Here is a 17,088-nt window from a genome sequence, read left to right as displayed (position 1 = left end):
GGGGCCCGGGATGGATCTCCTCGACAACCTCGCGCTCGGCTTCTCCCAAGCCCTGCAGTGGCACAACATCATGTTCTGCCTGCTCGGCGTGGTTCTGGGCACCGCCGTCGGCGTGCTGCCCGGAATCGGGCCGACGGCGACCATCGCCCTGCTGCTCCCGATCACGTTCGGGTTCGACGACCCGACGTCGGCCCTCATCATGCTCGCCGGCATCTACTACGGCGCCCAGTACGGCGGGTCGACGACGGCGATCCTGCTCAACCTCCCGGGGGAGTCGTCGGCAGCGGTGACGGCGATCGACGGGCACGAGATGGCCCGCTCCGGTCGGGCCGGCGTTGCGCTGGCGGTGGCCGCGCTCGGCTCGTTCGTGGCCGGGACCGTGGCGACCGTGGTGCTCGCCGTCGCCGCCCCGCCACTGGCCCAGGCCGCCCTGTCGTTCGGCGCCGCCGAGTACTTCTCGCTCGTGGTGCTGGGCCTCATCGGGTCGATCGCGCTGGCGAGCGGGTCCATGCTCAAGGCGCTCGCGATGATCGTGCTCGGCATCCTGCTCGGCACGCTGGGCCAGGACCTGTACACCGGCACACCGCGGTTCACGTTCGGCGTGCGCGAGCTGTATCAGGGCCTGAGCTTCGTGGCGCTCGCCGTCGGCGTGTTCGGCATCGCGGAGATCCTGCGCAACCTGCACGACCCACGTACCCGGACCCGCATGGTGAGCCGTGTCGCGAACCTGTGGCCCACCCGGGCCGAGCTGCGCCGGATCGTCGCCCCGGTGATCCGCGCGACCGGGCTCGGGTCGCTGCTCGGCGTGCTGCCGGGCGGCGGGCACGTGCTCGCCTCGTACGCCTCGTACGCCGTGGAGAAGCGGGTCTCACGGAACCCGCGCGAGTTCGGGCACGGGGCGATCGAGGGCGTGGCGGGACCGGAGTCGGCGAACAACGCCGCGGCGCAGACGTCGTTCATCCCGCTGCTGACGCTCGGCCTGCCCGCGCACCCCGTGATGGCGCTGATGGTCGGGGCGTTCATCATCCAGGGCATCACGCCGGGGCCCGATGTCATGATCGAGCAGCCGGCCCTGGTCTGGGGCCTGATCGCGTCGATGTGGGTGGGCAACGTGCTGCTGGTGCTGCTCAACCTGCCGCTCATCGGGCTGTGGGTGCGCATGCTCACCGTGCCGTACTCGGTGCTGTTCCCGATCATCGTGGTGTTCGCCTGCATCGGCACCTACTCGCTGGGGCAGAACCCGTACGACGTGCTGGCGGTGGCGTTCTTCGGCCTGCTGGGCTTCGTGCTCATCCGCGCCGGGTGCGAGCCGGCGCCGCTGCTGCTCGGGTTCGTGCTGGGGCCGCTGCTCGAGGAGAACCTGCGCCGGGCGCTGCTCATCTCGCGGGGTGACCCCTCGGTGTTCTTCACGCGGCCGATCTCGGGGGTGCTGCTCGGGCTCGCGCTGGTCGCGCTCGTGGTCACGGTGCTGCCCACGATCCGCCGCAAGCGGGACGTGGTGTTCGCCGAGGAAGAGTGACCCACCGAGATCACACGGTCAGCAGCCCCCGGGTCAGGGCGGTGACCGCCCCGGCCACGGCGACCGTCAGCGCGATGACCGACGCGACCCGGGTCGGGATGTGGCGCGCCAGGAGGGCGCCGAACCCCACCCCCGCGAGCACTCCGACGAGGAGCAGCGGCCACACCCACCACGCCGGGGCCGAGCCGGGCGGGATCGCGCCGAACGCGAGCTTGGTGACCACCGACATGGTGTTCATGACGACGAGCAGCGGCTGCAGGGTCGCGGCGAACGACCGGTGCTCCCAGTGGGTGGCCAGCGCGTATGCCGTCCACGCGGGGGCGGCCACGCCGGACGTGGTGTTCATGAAGCCGGCCGCCAGGCCGGTCGCGACGGCGACGGAACGTCCCTTGATCCGGACCCGCCGGCGCAGCAGGGCCGAGGCCGCCAGGGCGGCGAGCACCGACCCGCCCACGATCACGTCCAGCCACGCGGCGTCGGCCTCGCGTACCGTCAGCGCGCCGAATATCGAGCCCACCAGCATGAGCGGCAGGATCGTGACCACCCTGCGCCAGTCGACCCGGTCCCGGAGCGCCCGCAGGATGAGCAGGGCCGTGACGATCGCGGCGACGTTGCTGACCAGCACGCCCACCGACGCGCCGAGGAACACCGTGAGCACCGGCGCGGCCACCAGGCCAAGGCCCATCCCGGCGACCCGCTGCAGCCCGGCCCCGAGCACGACTGCCGCGCAGGCAGCGATCAGGGCAGTCGTCTCCACATCGCCACGGTATCCGCCCGAGGCGGGAATCCGGACCGGCGGCCCGCACGGCGGCCGGCCGGGGCCTTGAGCCGGGCACTGCCGGCCCTGCTCAGTCGGCCCGGGGCCACACGACCGTGAACCGGGCGCCGCCGTCGGGCGACTCGCCGACGGCGACCCGGCCGCCCCGGCGGCGGACGAGCTCGGCGACCAGCGCCAGGCCGAGGCCGGCGCCGCCGGACGAACGCGAGCGGTCGTCCGAGACCCGGTAGAAGCGGTCGAAGACCCTCGCGCGGTGCTCCGGCTGGACGCCCGGGCCGTCGTCGTCGACCAGCACGCGGACGGTGGACCGGCCGGCGAGGACCGACACCACGACCCGCGTTCGCGTGTACTGGCAGGCGTTGCGCAGCAGGTTGTCCAGGACGAGCTCGGTCTCGGTGTGCGCCGCGGCCGCCCAGGCCTGGGCGGTCATCGCGTTGACCACTATCGGAACCGGCTGCTCCGCCGCGCCTACTACCCCCGTGCGCGCCACCGCCGCACGCACCTCGCCGACCAGGTCGACGGAGTCGGCCGGCGGCAGCTCCCCGGCGTCCGAACGCGCCAGCGCCATCAGCCCGTCGAGCAAAGCAGACAGCCGTTCGGCGTCCGCGAGGACGTCGGCGTGCACCTCCTGCGAGAGCTGTGGGTCGGGATTGGCCACCGCGACCTCCGACTGCACGCGGATGGACGCCACGGGGGACCGCAGCTCGTGCGCCGCGTCACCCGTGAACCGCCGCAGTCGTTCCGTGACGGCGTCCTGGCGGTCGAGCAGGACGTTGAAGTCGTCGGCCAGGGCGCGCAGCTCGCCCGCCGCGGCGTCGGGCACCGCCACGCGGGCGCCGGGCGCGAGACGGCGGACGGACTGGCGCATCCGGGCGACCGGGAGCAGCGCCGACCCGACGGCGAACCAGATCGCGACCCCGGCCACCACGGACCCGACGAGCGCGGTGACCAGCAACCACCGGCCGCCCGAGTCCTTGGCGGCCTGCTGCCCCACGAGACCCGTCCCGACGACCACGAGCCGTTGGCTCCCGTCGGGAGCGGTGGCGACGACGCCGTGCCATCGGACGGGCTGGGCGTCGCCCGCGGTGACCGGCGTGCCCGCCTTCAGGGTGCGGACCTGATCGCGGGTCAGGACCGGTGGCGCGCCGTCGTCGGCGGAGCCGCCCGCGGTGTCCAGCACGCGCACCTCCAGACCGTCGGGGGAGGCGGGCGCCCGGCCGGCGACGACGTCGCGGGCGGCGCCGCTCAGCGCGGCCTGGAGCTCGTCGTCCACGGCGTTCGTCAGCAACGGCCCGAGGCCCCGGCCGGCGACCATCGCCAGACCCAGCAGGCATGCCAGGGTGACCGCCGTGGCGAGGGCGGTGATCCGCAGGCGCAGCGACACGCCCGCCCAGCGCCCACCCGACGACGCCCGCACTAGTCGGGCCCTCCGAGCTGGTACCCGTGCCCCCGGACGGTCCGCACCAGGTCCTCGGCACCGACCGCGGACAGCTTGCGGCGCAGATAGCCGACGTACACCTCGACGACGTTCCTGGTCGCGGCCTGCTCGTCGCCCCAGACCTCGTTCAGCAGCTCCTGCTTGGTCCACACCGTCCCGGACCGCGAGGCCAGCGCCGCCAGCAGCGCGTACTCGCGCGGGCTCAGCGGGACGTCGACGTCGTTGTACCGCACGGCGCGCGCCCCGCGGTCGATCGTCAGCGGTCCGAGCCGGATCCGGCCCCGCGCGGTTCCCGCGGCCGCGCGGCGCAGGACGGCACGCAGCTGCGCGAGCAGCACCACGAAGGAGAACGGTTTGACCAGGTAGCCGTCAGCGCCGAGGTCCAGCCCGTCGGCCTGGTCCACCTCGCCGTCCTTCGCCGACACGAACAGCACTGGTGTCGTGACCCCGGCCGACCGCAGCTCCTGCAGCACGCGGTACCCGGACAGGCCGGGGATCATGATGTCCAGCAGGATCGCGTCGAACGACCCGGTGCGCGCCAGCCGCAGCGCCGTCGGCCCGTCGGCGGCGACCGTGACGTCCATGCCCTCCGCGCGCAGGCCGCGATCCAGGGCCTTGCGCACACCCGGCTCGTCGTCGACCACGAGGATCTGCGGTCTCATGCCTGCCAGCATGCCGCACGCGGCCGCCATCGGTGCATTCCGACCGGAGCATCCCGGCCCTGCTCTCAGCGCGATCTCAGCCGGAGGCACCCTCTCAGGGAGGTCTCAGCAGCCAGGGGGCATCGTTGAAGGTGTCGGGTACAGCACACTGGTTCGTAAGAGCGAAGGAGCGGGACATGAGGCCGAGGACGAAGGCGCTGGTCGCTGCCGGGTCGGGCATCGCCGCCGGGCTCGCGGGTCTGGCGCTGACCGCGCTGCCCGCAGGCGCGGACGACGATCCGGTGCTGCCCCCGATCGACGCGGAGCAGCTGGTCACCTCGACACTGGCGGCCCAGCCGCCCGCGTTCTCAGGCGTGGCCGAGATGCAGAACGAGCTCGGGCTGCCCGCCGTACCCGGGATGGAGGCGCTCGACTTCGAGTCGGTGCGGGTGTTCCACGACGGCGAGGAGGGCGCTCGGGTCCAGGTCGAGCGGGAGGCGTCGGAGCTGACGTTCGTGAAGAACACGGACGAGGCGTGGGCCTACGACTCGCAGGAGAACACCGCGAAGCGCCTCACCTGGGACGACGCCGACGCCGCAGCCGCCAGGGGGCACGCAGAGGGCGAGATGGCGGACCCGGCACAGGCTGCGGCCGAGATCATCGAGCGACTGCGGCCGACCAGCGACATCTTCGTGGACGGCACGGCGCGGGTCGCGGACCGCGCCGCGTACGAGCTGGTGCTGACGCCGAAGCCGTCGGAGAAGACGCTGCTGCGGGAGATCACGGTGGCGATCGACGAGGAGACGCGCGTCCCGCTGCGGTTCGACATGTTCGCCAACGGCAGGTCGGAACCCGTCCTGTCGCTCGGCTTCGTCGAGTTCGAGCTCGGCGCGCAGGACGCTGAGCTGTTCGAGTTCACGCCGCCGGAGGGCGCCGAGGTCGAGACCACCGAGGCCGACGACGTCGCCCGTGCGGCCGGCGAGCACGACGCCGAGGGCGCCGAGCAGCGTGCGACGACGGTCGGCGACGGCTGGGACACGGTGGTGATCGTCGAGGCACCTGCCGCAGCGCCGGCCGAGGGCTCCGCGGAGAGCGGGCAGGATCTCGCCGCCGTCCTGCAGCAGATCGGTGAGCCGGTGACCGGTGAGTTCGGTTCCGGGTCCCACGTCCAGATCGCAGTCGGCGGCGCGGTCATCACGCAGGACGGCCGGATCGCGGCCGGCGCGGTGCCGCTGCAGGTGCTCGTCGACGCCCTGGACCAGGAGTGACCACAGCGCGCGCCGAAGAGGCGGTACCGGGGCCCGGGAAGGGCTCCGGTACCGCCTTCGCGGCGCGCACCCGGGGGCTGCGCAAGGTCTATCGCGGCACGGTCGCCGTGGACGGCGTCGACCTGGAGGTCCCGGAGGGTGCAGTGGTCGGGATGCTGGGGCCGAACGGCTCGGGCAAGACGACGACCATCCGGATGCTGCTCGGCCTCGTCCAGCCGACCGAGGGGGAGATCGAGCTGCTGGGGGTGCCTGTGCCCGGGGAGCTCGACCGGGTGCTGCCACACGTCGGGGCGCTGGTGGAGGGGCCGGGCTTCCACCCGTTCCTGTCCGGACGGGAGAACCTGCTGCGGTTCGCCGCCGCAGAGCCGTTCCTGGCCGGCGGGCAGCTGGACGGCGCGGTGTCCGCCGCGCTGGAGCGGGTCGGCCTCGCGGACGCGGCCAGAAGGAAGTACCGCGCGTACTCGCTGGGCATGAAGCAGCGCCTGGGGCTCGCCTCGGCGCTGCTGGCGCCGCGCAGGCTCGTCGTGCTGGACGAGCCGACGAACGGTCTCGATCCGGCGGGTACGCAGGAGGTCCGCCGGATCATCGCGGAGCTGCACGACAACGGCGTGACGGTGCTCGTCTCGTCGCACCTGCTGGCGGAGGTCGAGGCCACCTGCACCCACGTGGTCGTGCTGAACGAGGGCGTGGTCGTGGCGCAGGGCGCGCTCGACGACCTGCTGGAGTCCGGTAGCCCCACGCTGCTCGTGTCCACGCCCGACGGCGCGTGGGCCGTCGACACCCTGCGGGACCATCGGATCCCCGCGCGGCTCGCGCCGGACGGCGTCCGCGTGGACATCACGACGACGGCGCCCGCGACGGTGATCGAGACGCTGGTCCGTGCGGGCGTCGGCGTGGACGAGGCCCGGCGGGAGCGCACCGGGCTGGAGGAGGCCTTCGCGCGGCTGACGCACGACGTCGGCGAGGTGGTCGGCGAGCTGGACGCCGACGAACCGGCCGTGGCTCAGGAAGGCAGGGCGCGATGACCACCCAAGGCCCGATGGCGCTGCCGGAGGCGGACGCCGTCCCCTCCGGGGTCCTGCCCGACCGGCGGCGCGCCCCGATCACGCGTCTGCTCCGGGCCGAGGTGCGGTGGATCTTCCGGCGGCCGAGGACGCTGGCCGTGCTGGGCCTGCTCGCCGCGCTCCCGGTGATCACCGGTGTGGCCGTCGACCTGACGATGGACGGTCAGGGCGCCTCCGCTCCAGCCGGCCCCGGCGGCGGCGGCCCCGGCGGGCCCGGCGGCGAGCCGCCGATCTTCGTGACCATGGCCACCAGCGCCTTTGTGCTGCCGCTGGGGTCGCTGATGACGCTGCTGATGCTCCTGCTGCCGCTCACGGTGGCGATGGCGAGCGGCGACGCCCTGGCCGGCGAGCAGTCCCACGGCGCGATGCGCGGCTGGCTGCTCGCACCCGTGGCCCGGGGCCGGCTGCTGGTGGTCAAGGCGGTGGGCGTGCTCGTCGTCGCCCTGGCCGCGTCCGCGCTGGTCGTCACGTCCGGCCTGGTGACGGGGCTCGTCCTTGCCGGGACCGACGGCCTGGTGTCGATGTCCGGGACCGAGCTGTCGGTCGCGGACGTGCTGTGGCGCCTTGCCATAGCCGTCGCCTGGGCCACCGTGTACCTGATGGCGGTCGGTGCCGTAGCGCTGGCCATCTCGGCGTCCACCGAGCACCCCATGGTGGTGGTGGTGAGCGTGCTCGGCGGTCTGATCGTCTCCGGGGTCCTGATGCAGATCTCGGCGCTGGACTGGCTGCACCCGTACCTGCTGCCGACATCGGTGACCAGCCTGGTCGACCTGATCCGGGACCCGGTGTCGTTCGACGGCCTGGGCGAGGGAGCGTTCCGGGCGCTGTGCTACCTCGCCATCGGCATGTCCCTGGCCTACGCCCGCATCACGACCCGCGACGGCTGAGCCAGCCGTCGCGGGTCGTGACGGCCGAGCCGTCGGGCCGTGCGTCAGGCCGTGACGTTGTCGTCGTAGGCGACGTCGCGCGTCTCGCGCTCCAGGAGCAGCGCCACGAGCGTGATCACGGCCATCGCGGAGAGGTAGATGCCCACCAGCACGGGGGAGCCGTCGGCCTTGGCCCACAGCCACACCGCGATGAACGGCGCCACGGCCGCGCCGAGCACCGACGACAGGTTGTACGCGACCGCGGAGCCTGTGTACCGCACGTTGGCCGGGAACAGCTCGGGCAGGACGGCGGCCATCGGGCCGAACGTGAGCCCCATCAGCGTGAAGCCGAGGATCAGCAGGGTCTGCACGCCGATGTGGCCCGCGGAGAACAGGGGCACGAACAGGCCGCCGAACAGCACGATCGCGACGGTGACCCAGATGAGGTGCGCGCGCCGGCCGAACTTCTCCGCCATCGGCCCGGAGACCAGCGTGAAGATGCCGAAGAACACGACGCCGATGATCAGCATCCAGAGGAAGTCGATCTTCTCGTAGCCCAGGCCGGCGGGGGAGCCGTCGGTGGGCGCGGTCGAGGCGATGCCGTAGTTCAGCGTGAACGTCGTCATCAGGTAGAACAGCGCGTACGTGGCCAGCATGATGAACGTGCCCGACACGATCTGCTTCCACGAGGTGCGGAACACACGGGCCACCGGCACCTTCGCGACGGCCTCGGCCTCGACAACCTTGCGGAACGCCGGCGTCTCGAGCAGCGAGAGCCGCACCCACAGGCCGACGATCACGAGGACGGCGGACGCGAGGAACGGGATGCGCCAGCCCCAGTCGGCGAACTGCTCGGGCGAGAGCGCGGTCGACAGGGAGATGAACACGGTGTTGGCGAGGATGAAGCCGATTGGCGCGCCGAGCTGCGGGAACGTGCCGTAGATGGCGCGCTTGCCCTGGGGGGCGTTCTCCGTGGCGAGCAGCGCGGCGCCGCTCCACTCACCGCCGAGGCCGAGGCCCTGGGCGAACCGGCACAGCACGAGCACGGCAGGGGCGGCCACAGCCCAGCCCGGCGTGGACGCCGCGGGGATGAGGCCGATCAGGATCGTCGCGATCCCCATCGTGAGCAGCGACGCCACGAGGGTCGCCTTGCGGCCGACGCGGTCGCCGAAGTGCCCGAACAGAACCGAGCCGACCGGCCGCGCCACGAAGGCGACGCCGAACACGGCGAACGACGACAGGAGCTGCGTGGTGGGGTCCGCGGCGTTCGGGAAGAACAGGGCGGGGAAGACCAGCGAGGCGGCGGTCGCGTAGATGTAGAAGTCGTAGAACTCGATCGATGTACCGATGAGGGAGGCGACGACGACGCGGCCACGGGGGTTGCCGGCGGGCGTGCTCTGCCCGCCCTGGGCGGTCCCGGCGGTCGGCGTAACGGGTGTGCTCATGCGCGCGACACTAGGCAGGGCGTCCGCGATCCGGGAGCGACGTCTCGGAGTATGGATGGACCCTTGACGTAGGCTGCCGACCACGACTTTGCGGGCGAACTTTGCGGGCGAACGCAGTGCGGACGGCGTGTCGACCTGCGACTGAGTGCGCCCGGAGTGAAGGTGTAGTGAACGGTGAATACTCCCGCCGGGCCACGTGTTGGCACGACCGGCGGTCAGGGGCAGGATCGAGCGGGCGCCCCGGCTCCGCCATTGAAAATCCAGCATCGGAACGAAGAGACGACGACGAGGATATGAACGATCTGCTGTATGTGAATGGCGGCAACCCGTTGAACGGGACCATCACCGTTCGAGGCGCAAAGAACTTCGTGTCGAAGTCCATGGTTGCTTCCCTGCTGGGGGAGACCCCCAGCGTCCTGCGGAACGTACCGCAGATTCGTGACGTCAAGGTCGTCTCGGGGCTCCTGGACCTGCACGGTGTCAACGTCAAGTACGACACCGACGCGGGCATCCTGGATCTCGACCCGTCCAACGTGGAGTCGGCCCACGTGGCCGACATCGACGCCCACGCCGGCTCCAGCCGCATCCCGATCCTGTTCTGCGGGCCCCTGCTGCACCGGCTCGGCGAAGCATTCATCCCCGACCTGGGCGGCTGCCGCATCGGCGACCGGCCGATCGACTACCACCTCGACATCCTGCGCCAGTTCGGCGCCGTCGTCGACAAGCGGCCCAACGGCATCCACCTGCGGGCGCCGCGGCGACTGCACGGTGCCAAGATCTCCCTGCCGTACCCGTCGGTGGGCGCCACCGAGCAGACGCTGCTCACGGCGGTCCGCGCGGACGGCATCACCGAGCTCTCGGGCGCGGCGATCGAGCCCGAGATCATGGACCTCATCGCGGTGCTGCAGAAGATGGGCGCCATCATCTCCGTCGACACGGACCGCGTGATCCGCATCGAGGGCGTGGACCGCCTCGAGGGCTACACCCACACCGCCCTCAACGACCGGATCGAGACCGCGTCCTGGGCCGCGGCGGCCCTCGCCACGGGCGGCGACATCACCGTCAAGGGCGCCACCCAGCCCGAGATGATGACGTTCCTCAACACCTTCCGGAAGGTCGGCGGCCGGTTCGAGGTGCAGGACGACGGCATCCGCTTCTGGCACGCAGGCGGCGACCTGAAGTCCATCGTGCTGGAGACCGACGTGCACCCCGGCTTCATGACCGACTGGCAGCAGCCGCTCGTCGTCGCGCTCACGCAGGCCACCGGCCTGTCGATCGTGCACGAGACCGTGTACGAGAACCGCTTCGGCTTCACGGACGCGCTGCGCAAGATGGGCGCCACCATCCAGGTCTACAAGGAGTGCCTGGGCGGTCGCGACTGCCGGTTCGGCCAGCGCAACTTCCACCACTCCGCCGTCGTCTCCGGCCCGACGCCGCTCACCGCGGCCGACATCGAGGTGCCCGACCTGCGCGGCGGGTTCTCGCACCTGATCGCGGCGCTCGCCGCCAAGGGCCGGTCCACGGTGCGCGGCATCGGCCTGATCGACCGCGGCTACGAGAACTTCCAGGACAAGCTGGAAGCCCTCGGCGCGGAGGTGGTCCGCGGCTGACCCCCGCTCCTCGCCGAGATGGAACCAGGGCGAGATAGAACTCGGGCGAAGTAGAACCACAGCGCGTGGGTTCTACTTCGCCAGAGTTCTATCTCGCCCTGGTTCTACCTCGGCGCACGGGGAGGGCCGCATTTGTGGTGGACCCGAGTATTCTTCTGGACCGTGCCCATCCCACGCCCTGAGTCACGCATGTATCGCTTCGTCGCGTTCATCGTGCGGAACCTCATGTTCTCGCTGTGCAGGTACGACTGGAAGGGCGGGGAGAACTTTCCGGCCAAGGGCGGGTTCATCGCCGCGGCCAACCACGTCACCGAGCTCGACGCTCTGACGCTGGCGCACTACCTCTTCGACAACGGCCGCGAGCCGCGCATCCTGGCCAAGCGCGGCCTGTTCACGTCGCCGCTGACGGGGTGGGCCCTGCGGGCCACCAAGATGATCCCGGTGGACCGGGAGTCGGCCAGGGCGACCGAGTCCCTGAAGGACGCCGCGGCCCAGCTCGGCGACGGCGCCTGCGTGGCGATCCTGCCCGAAGGGACCCTGACGCGGGACCCCGAGTACTGGCCGATGGAGGGCAAGACCGGCGTGGCCCGCATCGCGCTGACGACGCGCCTGCCGGTGCTCCCGGTCGCGCAGTGGGGGGTCACCGACATCCTGGCGCGGTACGGACGGCTGCCGAAGCCGTTCCCCCGCAAGAAGGTGACCATCCAGACCGGCCCGCCCGTGGACCTGAGCGACCTCTACGACCGGCCCCAGGACACCGCCACGCTGCGCGAGGCCACGTCCCGGATCATGGATGCCATCACCGCGGAGCTCGAGCAGATTCGCGGCGAGGTGGCGCCCAAGCCACGGTTCGACCTGCGCAAGCACCCGGAGTACGAGGCCAAGATGACGAACTACCCGCCGGTGGAGCGCCCGTGAGCGCCCCGACGGAGCAGACACAGCCGGAGCAGGCTTCCGCAACTGCGGCACGGCCCAAGGTCGCCGTGCTCGGCGCGGGCTCGATGGGCACCACGTTCGCGCTGGTCCTGGCCGACGCCGGGTGCGACGTCACCCTGTGGGGCCGCGACGCCGCAGTGCTGGATGCCGTCGACCGGACGCACCGCAACGAGAAGTACCTGCCGGGCGTGCAGCTGCCCGCGATGCACGGCACCACCGACCCGGCCGTCGCCCTGCGGGGCGCGTCCATAGTGGTCGTCTCGGTGCCGTCCCAGGTCGCCCGGGCGACCCTGGAGTCGATGAAGGACCTGGTGCACGAGCTGGCGACGCCGGACGCCGTCGTCGTCTCCCTGATGAAGGGCGTGGAGCTCGGCACGGACAAGCGCATGAGCCAGGTCATGGCCGAGGTGCTGGACCTGCCGGACGAGCGCGTCGCCGTCGTCTCCGGGCCCAACCTGGCGCCGGAGATCGCGGAGCGGCAGCCGACGGCGACCGTGGTCGCCTCGCGCAGCGAGGCCACGGCGCAGCTGGTGGCCTCGGCGTGCGCGACCGGTTACTTCCGCCCGTACACGAACACCGACGTGGTGGGCGTGGAGCTGTGCGGCGCGGTGAAGAACATCATCGCCCTGGCGGCGGGCATGGCCCAGGGCCGCGGCTTCGGCTGGAACACGCTGGCGACGCTCATCACGCGCGGCCTCGTGGAGATCACGCGCCTCGGCCTCGCGCTGGGGGCCGACGCCGCCACGTTCTCCGGGCTGGCCGGCATGGGCGACCTGACGGCGACGTGCGCGTCTCCGCTGTCGCGCAACCACCGGCTCGGCAAGCACGTCGGCGAGGGGCTCACGCTCGAGGAGGCGATCAAGGCGACCGGCGGCACGGCCGAGGGCGTGAAGTCGTCGCAGTCGGTCCTGGAGCTGGCGCGGGCGCACGACGTCGAGATGCCGATCACGGCCGGAGTGGTCGAGGTGCTGGCCGGGAACCTGCCCCTGTCCGACCTCGCGGCGGCGCTGCTCGCGCGGCCCCAGAAGTCCGAGGTCGCTGGCTGACGCCACCCGCGGGGGAGACCCGCGGTACCCGCGGGTCGAGCCTGTCGAGACCCAGCGGATCGAGCTCGTGGTGGTCGGTCAGTGCTGGATGTCCAGCACGACCCGGGTCGGGTTCTCCAGGAGGAACACGCGGAACGGGCGCTCGGTCTCGTCCACCCCGATGAACGCCGTCGTGTATCCCTCGAACCAGTAGCGGTACACGATCTCGTCCACCGCCTCCGTGCCCGGCTGGATGTGGTCGCCCGAGTACTCCTCGACGCCGCTGTCCGTCGGGGTCGCCGTGCCCGACAGCGACACGCGCAGGATCGCGTCGCCGTCGACCTCGACAGGTTGCCCTGAGCCGTCGTCGGTCGCCAAGTCCACGTACTCGACGCGCCAGCCGGGCTTGCCGCTGCCCCTGCCGGCGAGGTCGAACACAATGCGGTCGTAGCCGTCGTGCTCGGCGACGCGGATGTCCGTGACGGACAGGAAGGTCGCGCCGGCGCCCTGGGGCTCGGCGGTGTCGGGCCGCGTGTTCGCGGAGAAGGCCGGACCCGTGGCGACCTCGGTCGCCGAGGCGTTCGGCGTGGGTGTCTCGTCGCCCGACCCCGGATCCTCTGCGGCCCGGGTGTCGGACGGCGACGGGTCGGCCGTCTCCGAGGCGGTGGGCGTAGGGCTGGACACGCCGGACAACGGCTCGTCGGGGCCTGCCTGACCACTGGTGCAGCCGGCCAGGAGCAGCGCCACGGCTGCTGCTGCCAGGGCTGTCAGATGTCCGGCTCGTCCCATACCTTCAACTGTAGGTGCTTCACACGTTCGCGAAGTCGGCGATTCGGTTACGGTTTCGCCGGATCACCAGCGACATCAGAGCGGCACCCGCGCACAGGGCGCCCGCGCCGTACCAGACCGCGTCGTACGAGCCGGTGACGTCGCGAACCAGGCCCCCAGCGAACGCCACGACCCCGGCGCCGACCTGGTGCGACGCGAGCACCCAGCCGAACACGATCGGCGCGTCCTCGCCGTAGAACTCGCGGCACAGGGCGAGGGTGGGCGGCACGGTCGCCACCCAGTCCAGCCCGTAGAAGACGATGAAGAACAGCATGGGCGCCTCCACGTGCGGCGCCATGAGCGACGGCAGGAACAGCAGCGAGACACCGCGCAGCGCGTAGTAGACGCCCAGCAGGACGCGGGGCGAGTAGCGGTCGGTCAGCCAGCCCGACCCGATCGTGCCGATCACGTCCACGACCCCGATGACTGCGAGCAGGCTCGCGGCGACCGTGATCGGCATGCCGTGGTCGTGCGCGCCGGGCACGAAGTGCGTGCGGACCAGTCCGTTCGTCGTCGCGCCGCAGATCGCGAACGCCCCGGCGAGGAGCCAGAACGGGCCGGTGCGGGCGGCGTCGAACAGCGCGGTGACTGCGCGCTTGGCCGCGCCGCGGGCCGGCGCGGGCTTCGGCACGTACGCGCCGCCGTAGGGTGCGAGCCCGAGGTCCGCGGGGTGGTCACGCAGCAGGAACAGCACTAGCGGGATCGCCACGAGCGCGGCGATGGCTACGGTGACCGACGCTGGGCGCCAGCCCTGGTGCTCGACGATCCACGCGAGCAGGGGCAGGAACACGAGCTGGCCCGACGCCGTCGCCGCCGTGAGCACGCCGCTGACCAGGCCGCGCCGGGCCACGAACCAGCGCCCGGTCACCGTCGCGGTGAACGCCAGCGCCATGCTGCCGCTGCCCACCCCGACCAGGACCCCCCAGCCGAGCACGAACTGCCATGGCTCCGACATCCATACCGTCGAGAGGGCGCCGGCCGTGATGACGACGAGCGCGGCGGTGACCACCGGCCGCATGCCGAACCGGTCCATGAGCGCTGCGGCGAACGGCGCCGTCAGCCCGTACAGGATGACCTGCAGGCCGACGCCGAAGCCGATGGTCGCGCGCGACCAGCCGAGCTCCGCGTTCAGCGGTTCCACGAACAGGCCGGGAGCGGCGGTGAACGCGGCGGCGCTCATGACGGTCACGAAGCTGACCGCGGCCACCCACCAGGCGGGGTGGATGCGGGGGGTCCGACGGCGGCGGTCCGAGGACTGGGCCGACGTGTCCTCGGCGTCGGGCACTGGCGTGCTGATCTGCGACATGGACCCCAGCCTGCGGGAGCGGCGCGGTCGGGGACAGTGACCAGAAGGTCACGGTCCAATAGGATCGGGCCATGGCACGATCACTCACCGCTTCGTCGGAACCGGACCCGCATCGGGTTGCCGTCCTGATCGTCGACGGGTTCATCCCGTTCGAGCTCGGGATCGCGCACCGAATCTTCGGCATCGCGCGTGACGCCGAGCGACGGCCCCTCTACGAGGTCGTGACCTGCACTGCCGGCGCGCCGGGTCCGGTGCAGTCCGACTCGGACGTGGTGGTGCAGGTGGCGCACGGCCCCGAGGCCCTGGAGACGGCGGACACGGTGGTCGTCCCCGCGTCGCACGAGTTCGGGCCGGTGTACGACGAGGGCCGCCTCACCCCGGAGCTCGAGGACGCCTTCCGGCGCATTCGGCCGGGCACCCGGCTCATGTCGATCTGCATCGGCGCATTCACGCTCGCCGCCGCCGGGATCCTCGACGGCCGCCCGGCCACGACGCACTGGAGCTCGGCCGAGCACTTCCAGAGCCTCTTTCCGCGCGTCAACATGGACCCCGGCGTGCTGTACACGGACGACGGCGACGTGCTCACCGCGGCGGGTGTCGCCTCCGGGATCGACCTGTGTCTGCATGTCGTGCGGCGTGATCACGGCGCCGCCGTCGCGCTCGACGTCGCCCGCCGCACCGTCGTGCCGCCGCACCGGGACGGCGGCCAGGCGCAGTACATCGCCCGCCCCCTGCCCGACGCCGACGGGCCTGGAACCGCCGCGACCCGCGCCTGGGCGGCGGAACGGCTGGCCGAGCCGGTGACGCTGGCCGCCATGGCCCGGCACGCCTCGATGTCGGTGCGGACGTTCACCCGGCGGTTCCGCGAAGAGACCGGCGAGAGCCCCGGCCAGTGGCTCCTCCGGCAGCGGGTCGAGCATGCGCGGACCCTGCTGGAGTCCTCCGACCTCTCGGTCGAGCAGGTCGCGCGACGGTGCGGTTTCGGTACGGCACAGTCATTGCGGGCACACGTCAGCGCGACGCTCGGCGTCACGCCGACGGCGTACCGGAGGACCTTCCGCCAGGCGGCCTGAGCTCGGACGATCCGGCAGTCGACGCCCAGGCCGCCGTATCCTCGCCAGCATGAGCACCGCCCCCGAGCACCGTCCGTCGACCGCTCTCGCACCCGCCACCGTCGTCGTCTCCGCCGGGCGCCCTGCCCGCGCCCAGGGCGGGCACATCAACCCGTCCCTCCCGCTGAACTCGACGTACGTGTCGCGTGGCGTGATCACGCCCGGCGAGCTGTCGTACTCGCGCGGCGACAACGACGCGTGGCACCCGTTCGAGGAGGCGCTCGTCGCGCTGGAGTCCGGCGCGGCCGACTCAGGCGGCCCGGGCAGCGGCGCGGCGGCCGGCGGTGAGGCGCTCGTGTTCTCGTCGGGCATGGCGGCGATCGCCGCCGTCTTCTCCCTGGTGCCCGACGGCGGCACCATCGTGCTGCCGCGGCACGCCTACCAGGCGGGCATGGTGCTCGCCGACCAGATCAGCGACAAGCACGGCGTGACCCTGCGGCACGTCGACATCGCGGACACCGACGCCGTGGTCGCGGCGCTCGAAGGCGCCGACCTGCTGCTCGTCGAGTCGCCGACCAACCCGATGCTGGAGGTAGCGGACCTGCCCGCCGTCCTCGGTGCGGCCCGCGCACGGGGGGTGCGCTCGGTCGTCGACAACACGTTCGCGACGCCCCTGGGGCAGCGGCCGCTGGAGCACGGCGCCGACATCGTGCTCCACTCGGTCACCAAGTACCTGGCCGGCCACTCCGACGTCGTGCTCGGCGCGCTCGTGACGCGCGATGCCGAGCTGGCCGCCGTCCTCCGCGAGCACCGCATGCTGCACGGCGCGATCGCCGGACCGTTCGAGGTGTGGCTGGCCCTGCGCGGCCTCCGCACCCTCGCGCTGCGCTTCGAGCGCGCACAGGCGAACGCCGCCGAGCTCGCCCGGCGTCTCGCGGACCACCCCGAGGTCGCCGAGGTGCGGCACCCCTCTCTGCCCGGCGACCCCGGGCACGAGCGCGCGAAGGCGCAGATGAACGGCTTCGGCGCGATCATCGGGGTGCGGCCGAAGCAGCGGGCCGCGTCCGGCGAGGCGGCCGCGATCGAGCGGGCGGACGCCGTCGTGAACGCGGTGCGTCTGTGGCTCCCCGCCACGTCGCTCGGCGGGGTGGAGTCCATGCTGGAGCGCCGACGCCGCTGGGGCACCGAGGCGCCGACCGTGCCCGTGGACCTGCTGCGCCTGTCGGTCGGCATCGAGGACGTCGAGGACCTCTGGGCAGACCTGGACCAGGCCCTCCGCTCCTGAGGAAACCCTTGGTTGTGGGCGCGACCG

15 protein-coding genes are annotated in these 17,088 nt (G+C 72.2%); 9 read left to right on the top strand and 6 right to left on the bottom strand.

Translation table 11 applies throughout. From position 1 onward, the window contains the following. Positions 1-10: 10 nt before the first annotated feature. On the top strand, positions 11-1,519 hold the full coding sequence (locus IE250_RS05295) for a tripartite tricarboxylate transporter permease (RefSeq protein ID WP_189668151.1): 1,509 nt from the start codon (positions 11-13) through the stop codon (positions 1,517-1,519). Positions 1,520-1,529: 10 nt separating this feature from the next. Here the strand turns inward: IE250_RS05295 and IE250_RS05290 are convergent, their stop codons facing one another. The 3 genes from IE250_RS05290 to IE250_RS05280 all read right to left on the bottom strand — a co-directional run bounded on the left by IE250_RS05290 (position 1,530) and on the right by IE250_RS05280 (position 4,397). Continuing rightward, positions 1,530-2,276: a sulfite exporter TauE/SafE family protein gene (locus IE250_RS05290; RefSeq protein ID WP_189668150.1), complete on the bottom strand. Its 747-nt coding sequence runs from the start codon at positions 2,274-2,276 to the stop codon at positions 1,530-1,532. Positions 2,277-2,367: 91 nt separating this feature from the next. Continuing rightward, the gene (locus IE250_RS05285) at positions 2,368-3,681 is read right to left on the bottom strand and encodes a sensor histidine kinase (RefSeq protein WP_229872141.1); all 1,314 of its coding nucleotides are present in this window, start codon (positions 3,679-3,681) and stop codon (positions 2,368-2,370) included. A gap of 32 nt (positions 3,682-3,713) precedes the next feature. Further along, positions 3,714-4,397, bottom strand: coding sequence for a response regulator transcription factor (locus IE250_RS05280; protein WP_229872140.1), 684 nt, complete (start codon positions 4,395-4,397; stop codon positions 3,714-3,716). A gap of 176 nt (positions 4,398-4,573) precedes the next feature. On the opposite strand from IE250_RS05280, the gene IE250_RS05275 reads away from it, so the two are divergent. The 3 genes from IE250_RS05275 to IE250_RS05265 are packed head-to-tail and all read left to right on the top strand — an operon-like array spanning position 4,574 to position 7,595. After that, entirely contained in the window at positions 4,574-5,644 is a 1,071-nt protein-coding gene (locus IE250_RS05275; protein WP_189668149.1) for a LolA family protein, read from the top strand. Further along, on the top strand, positions 5,641-6,669 hold the full coding sequence (locus tag IE250_RS05270) for an ABC transporter ATP-binding protein (protein ID WP_229872139.1): 1,029 nt from the start codon (positions 5,641-5,643) through the stop codon (positions 6,667-6,669). The genes IE250_RS05275 and IE250_RS05270 overlap by 4 nt, the downstream gene beginning before the upstream one ends. Next, positions 6,666-7,595 (top strand): ABC transporter permease subunit, encoded by a 930-nt coding sequence (locus IE250_RS05265; protein WP_229872138.1) that lies wholly within the window; start codon positions 6,666-6,668, stop codon positions 7,593-7,595. Before IE250_RS05270 ends, IE250_RS05265 begins: the two co-directional genes overlap by 4 nt. A gap of 44 nt (positions 7,596-7,639) precedes the next feature. Here IE250_RS05265 and IE250_RS05260 read toward each other — a convergent pair whose 3' ends face one another. Continuing rightward, positions 7,640-9,019 carry an MFS transporter gene (locus IE250_RS05260; RefSeq protein ID WP_189668148.1) on the bottom strand — a complete coding sequence of 460 codons (1,380 nt, stop codon included), beginning with the start codon at positions 9,017-9,019 and terminating at the stop codon, positions 7,640-7,642. Between the two features lie 293 nt (positions 9,020-9,312). On the opposite strand from IE250_RS05260, the gene murA reads away from it, so the two are divergent. The 3 genes from murA to IE250_RS05245 all read left to right on the top strand — a co-directional run bounded on the left by murA (position 9,313) and on the right by IE250_RS05245 (position 12,611). After that, on the top strand, positions 9,313-10,629 hold the full coding sequence (gene murA, locus IE250_RS05255; protein WP_189668147.1) for a UDP-N-acetylglucosamine 1-carboxyvinyltransferase: 1,317 nt from the start codon (positions 9,313-9,315) through the stop codon (positions 10,627-10,629). Between the two features lie 189 nt (positions 10,630-10,818). Next, complete coding sequence (locus IE250_RS05250; RefSeq protein ID WP_189668146.1) at positions 10,819-11,547, top strand: lysophospholipid acyltransferase family protein; 729 nt, start codon at positions 10,819-10,821, stop codon at positions 11,545-11,547. Then, positions 11,544-12,611, top strand: coding sequence for an NAD(P)H-dependent glycerol-3-phosphate dehydrogenase (locus IE250_RS05245; protein WP_268247782.1), 1,068 nt, complete (start codon positions 11,544-11,546; stop codon positions 12,609-12,611). The genes IE250_RS05250 and IE250_RS05245 overlap by 4 nt, the downstream gene beginning before the upstream one ends. A gap of 78 nt (positions 12,612-12,689) precedes the next feature. Here IE250_RS05245 and IE250_RS05240 read toward each other — a convergent pair whose 3' ends face one another. Together IE250_RS05240 and IE250_RS05235 are read right to left on the bottom strand one after the other, a co-directional pair. Further along, positions 12,690-13,379 carry an AMIN-like domain-containing (lipo)protein gene (locus IE250_RS05240; RefSeq protein WP_189668145.1) on the bottom strand — a complete coding sequence of 230 codons (690 nt, stop codon included), beginning with the start codon at positions 13,377-13,379 and terminating at the stop codon, positions 12,690-12,692. 19 nt (positions 13,380-13,398) lie between these two features. Next, positions 13,399-14,724, bottom strand: coding sequence for an MFS transporter (locus IE250_RS05235; RefSeq protein ID WP_189668144.1), 1,326 nt, complete (start codon positions 14,722-14,724; stop codon positions 13,399-13,401). A 71-nt stretch (positions 14,725-14,795) separates the two neighbouring features. On the opposite strand from IE250_RS05235, the gene IE250_RS05230 reads away from it, so the two are divergent. After that, positions 14,796-15,797, top strand: coding sequence for a GlxA family transcriptional regulator (locus IE250_RS05230; RefSeq protein WP_189668143.1), 1,002 nt, complete (start codon positions 14,796-14,798; stop codon positions 15,795-15,797). Positions 15,798-15,846: 49 nt separating this feature from the next. Next, complete coding sequence (locus tag IE250_RS05225; RefSeq protein WP_189668142.1) at positions 15,847-17,061, top strand: trans-sulfuration enzyme family protein; 1,215 nt, start codon at positions 15,847-15,849, stop codon at positions 17,059-17,061. The last annotated feature ends 27 nt before the right edge of the window (positions 17,062-17,088 follow it).

It is taken from the genome of Promicromonospora soli (assembly GCF_014653785.1).
GTDB classification, from domain to species: Bacteria; Actinomycetota; Actinomycetes; order Actinomycetales; family Cellulomonadaceae; genus Promicromonospora; species Promicromonospora soli.
This window is presented reverse-complemented; position numbering and strand designations above follow the sequence as displayed.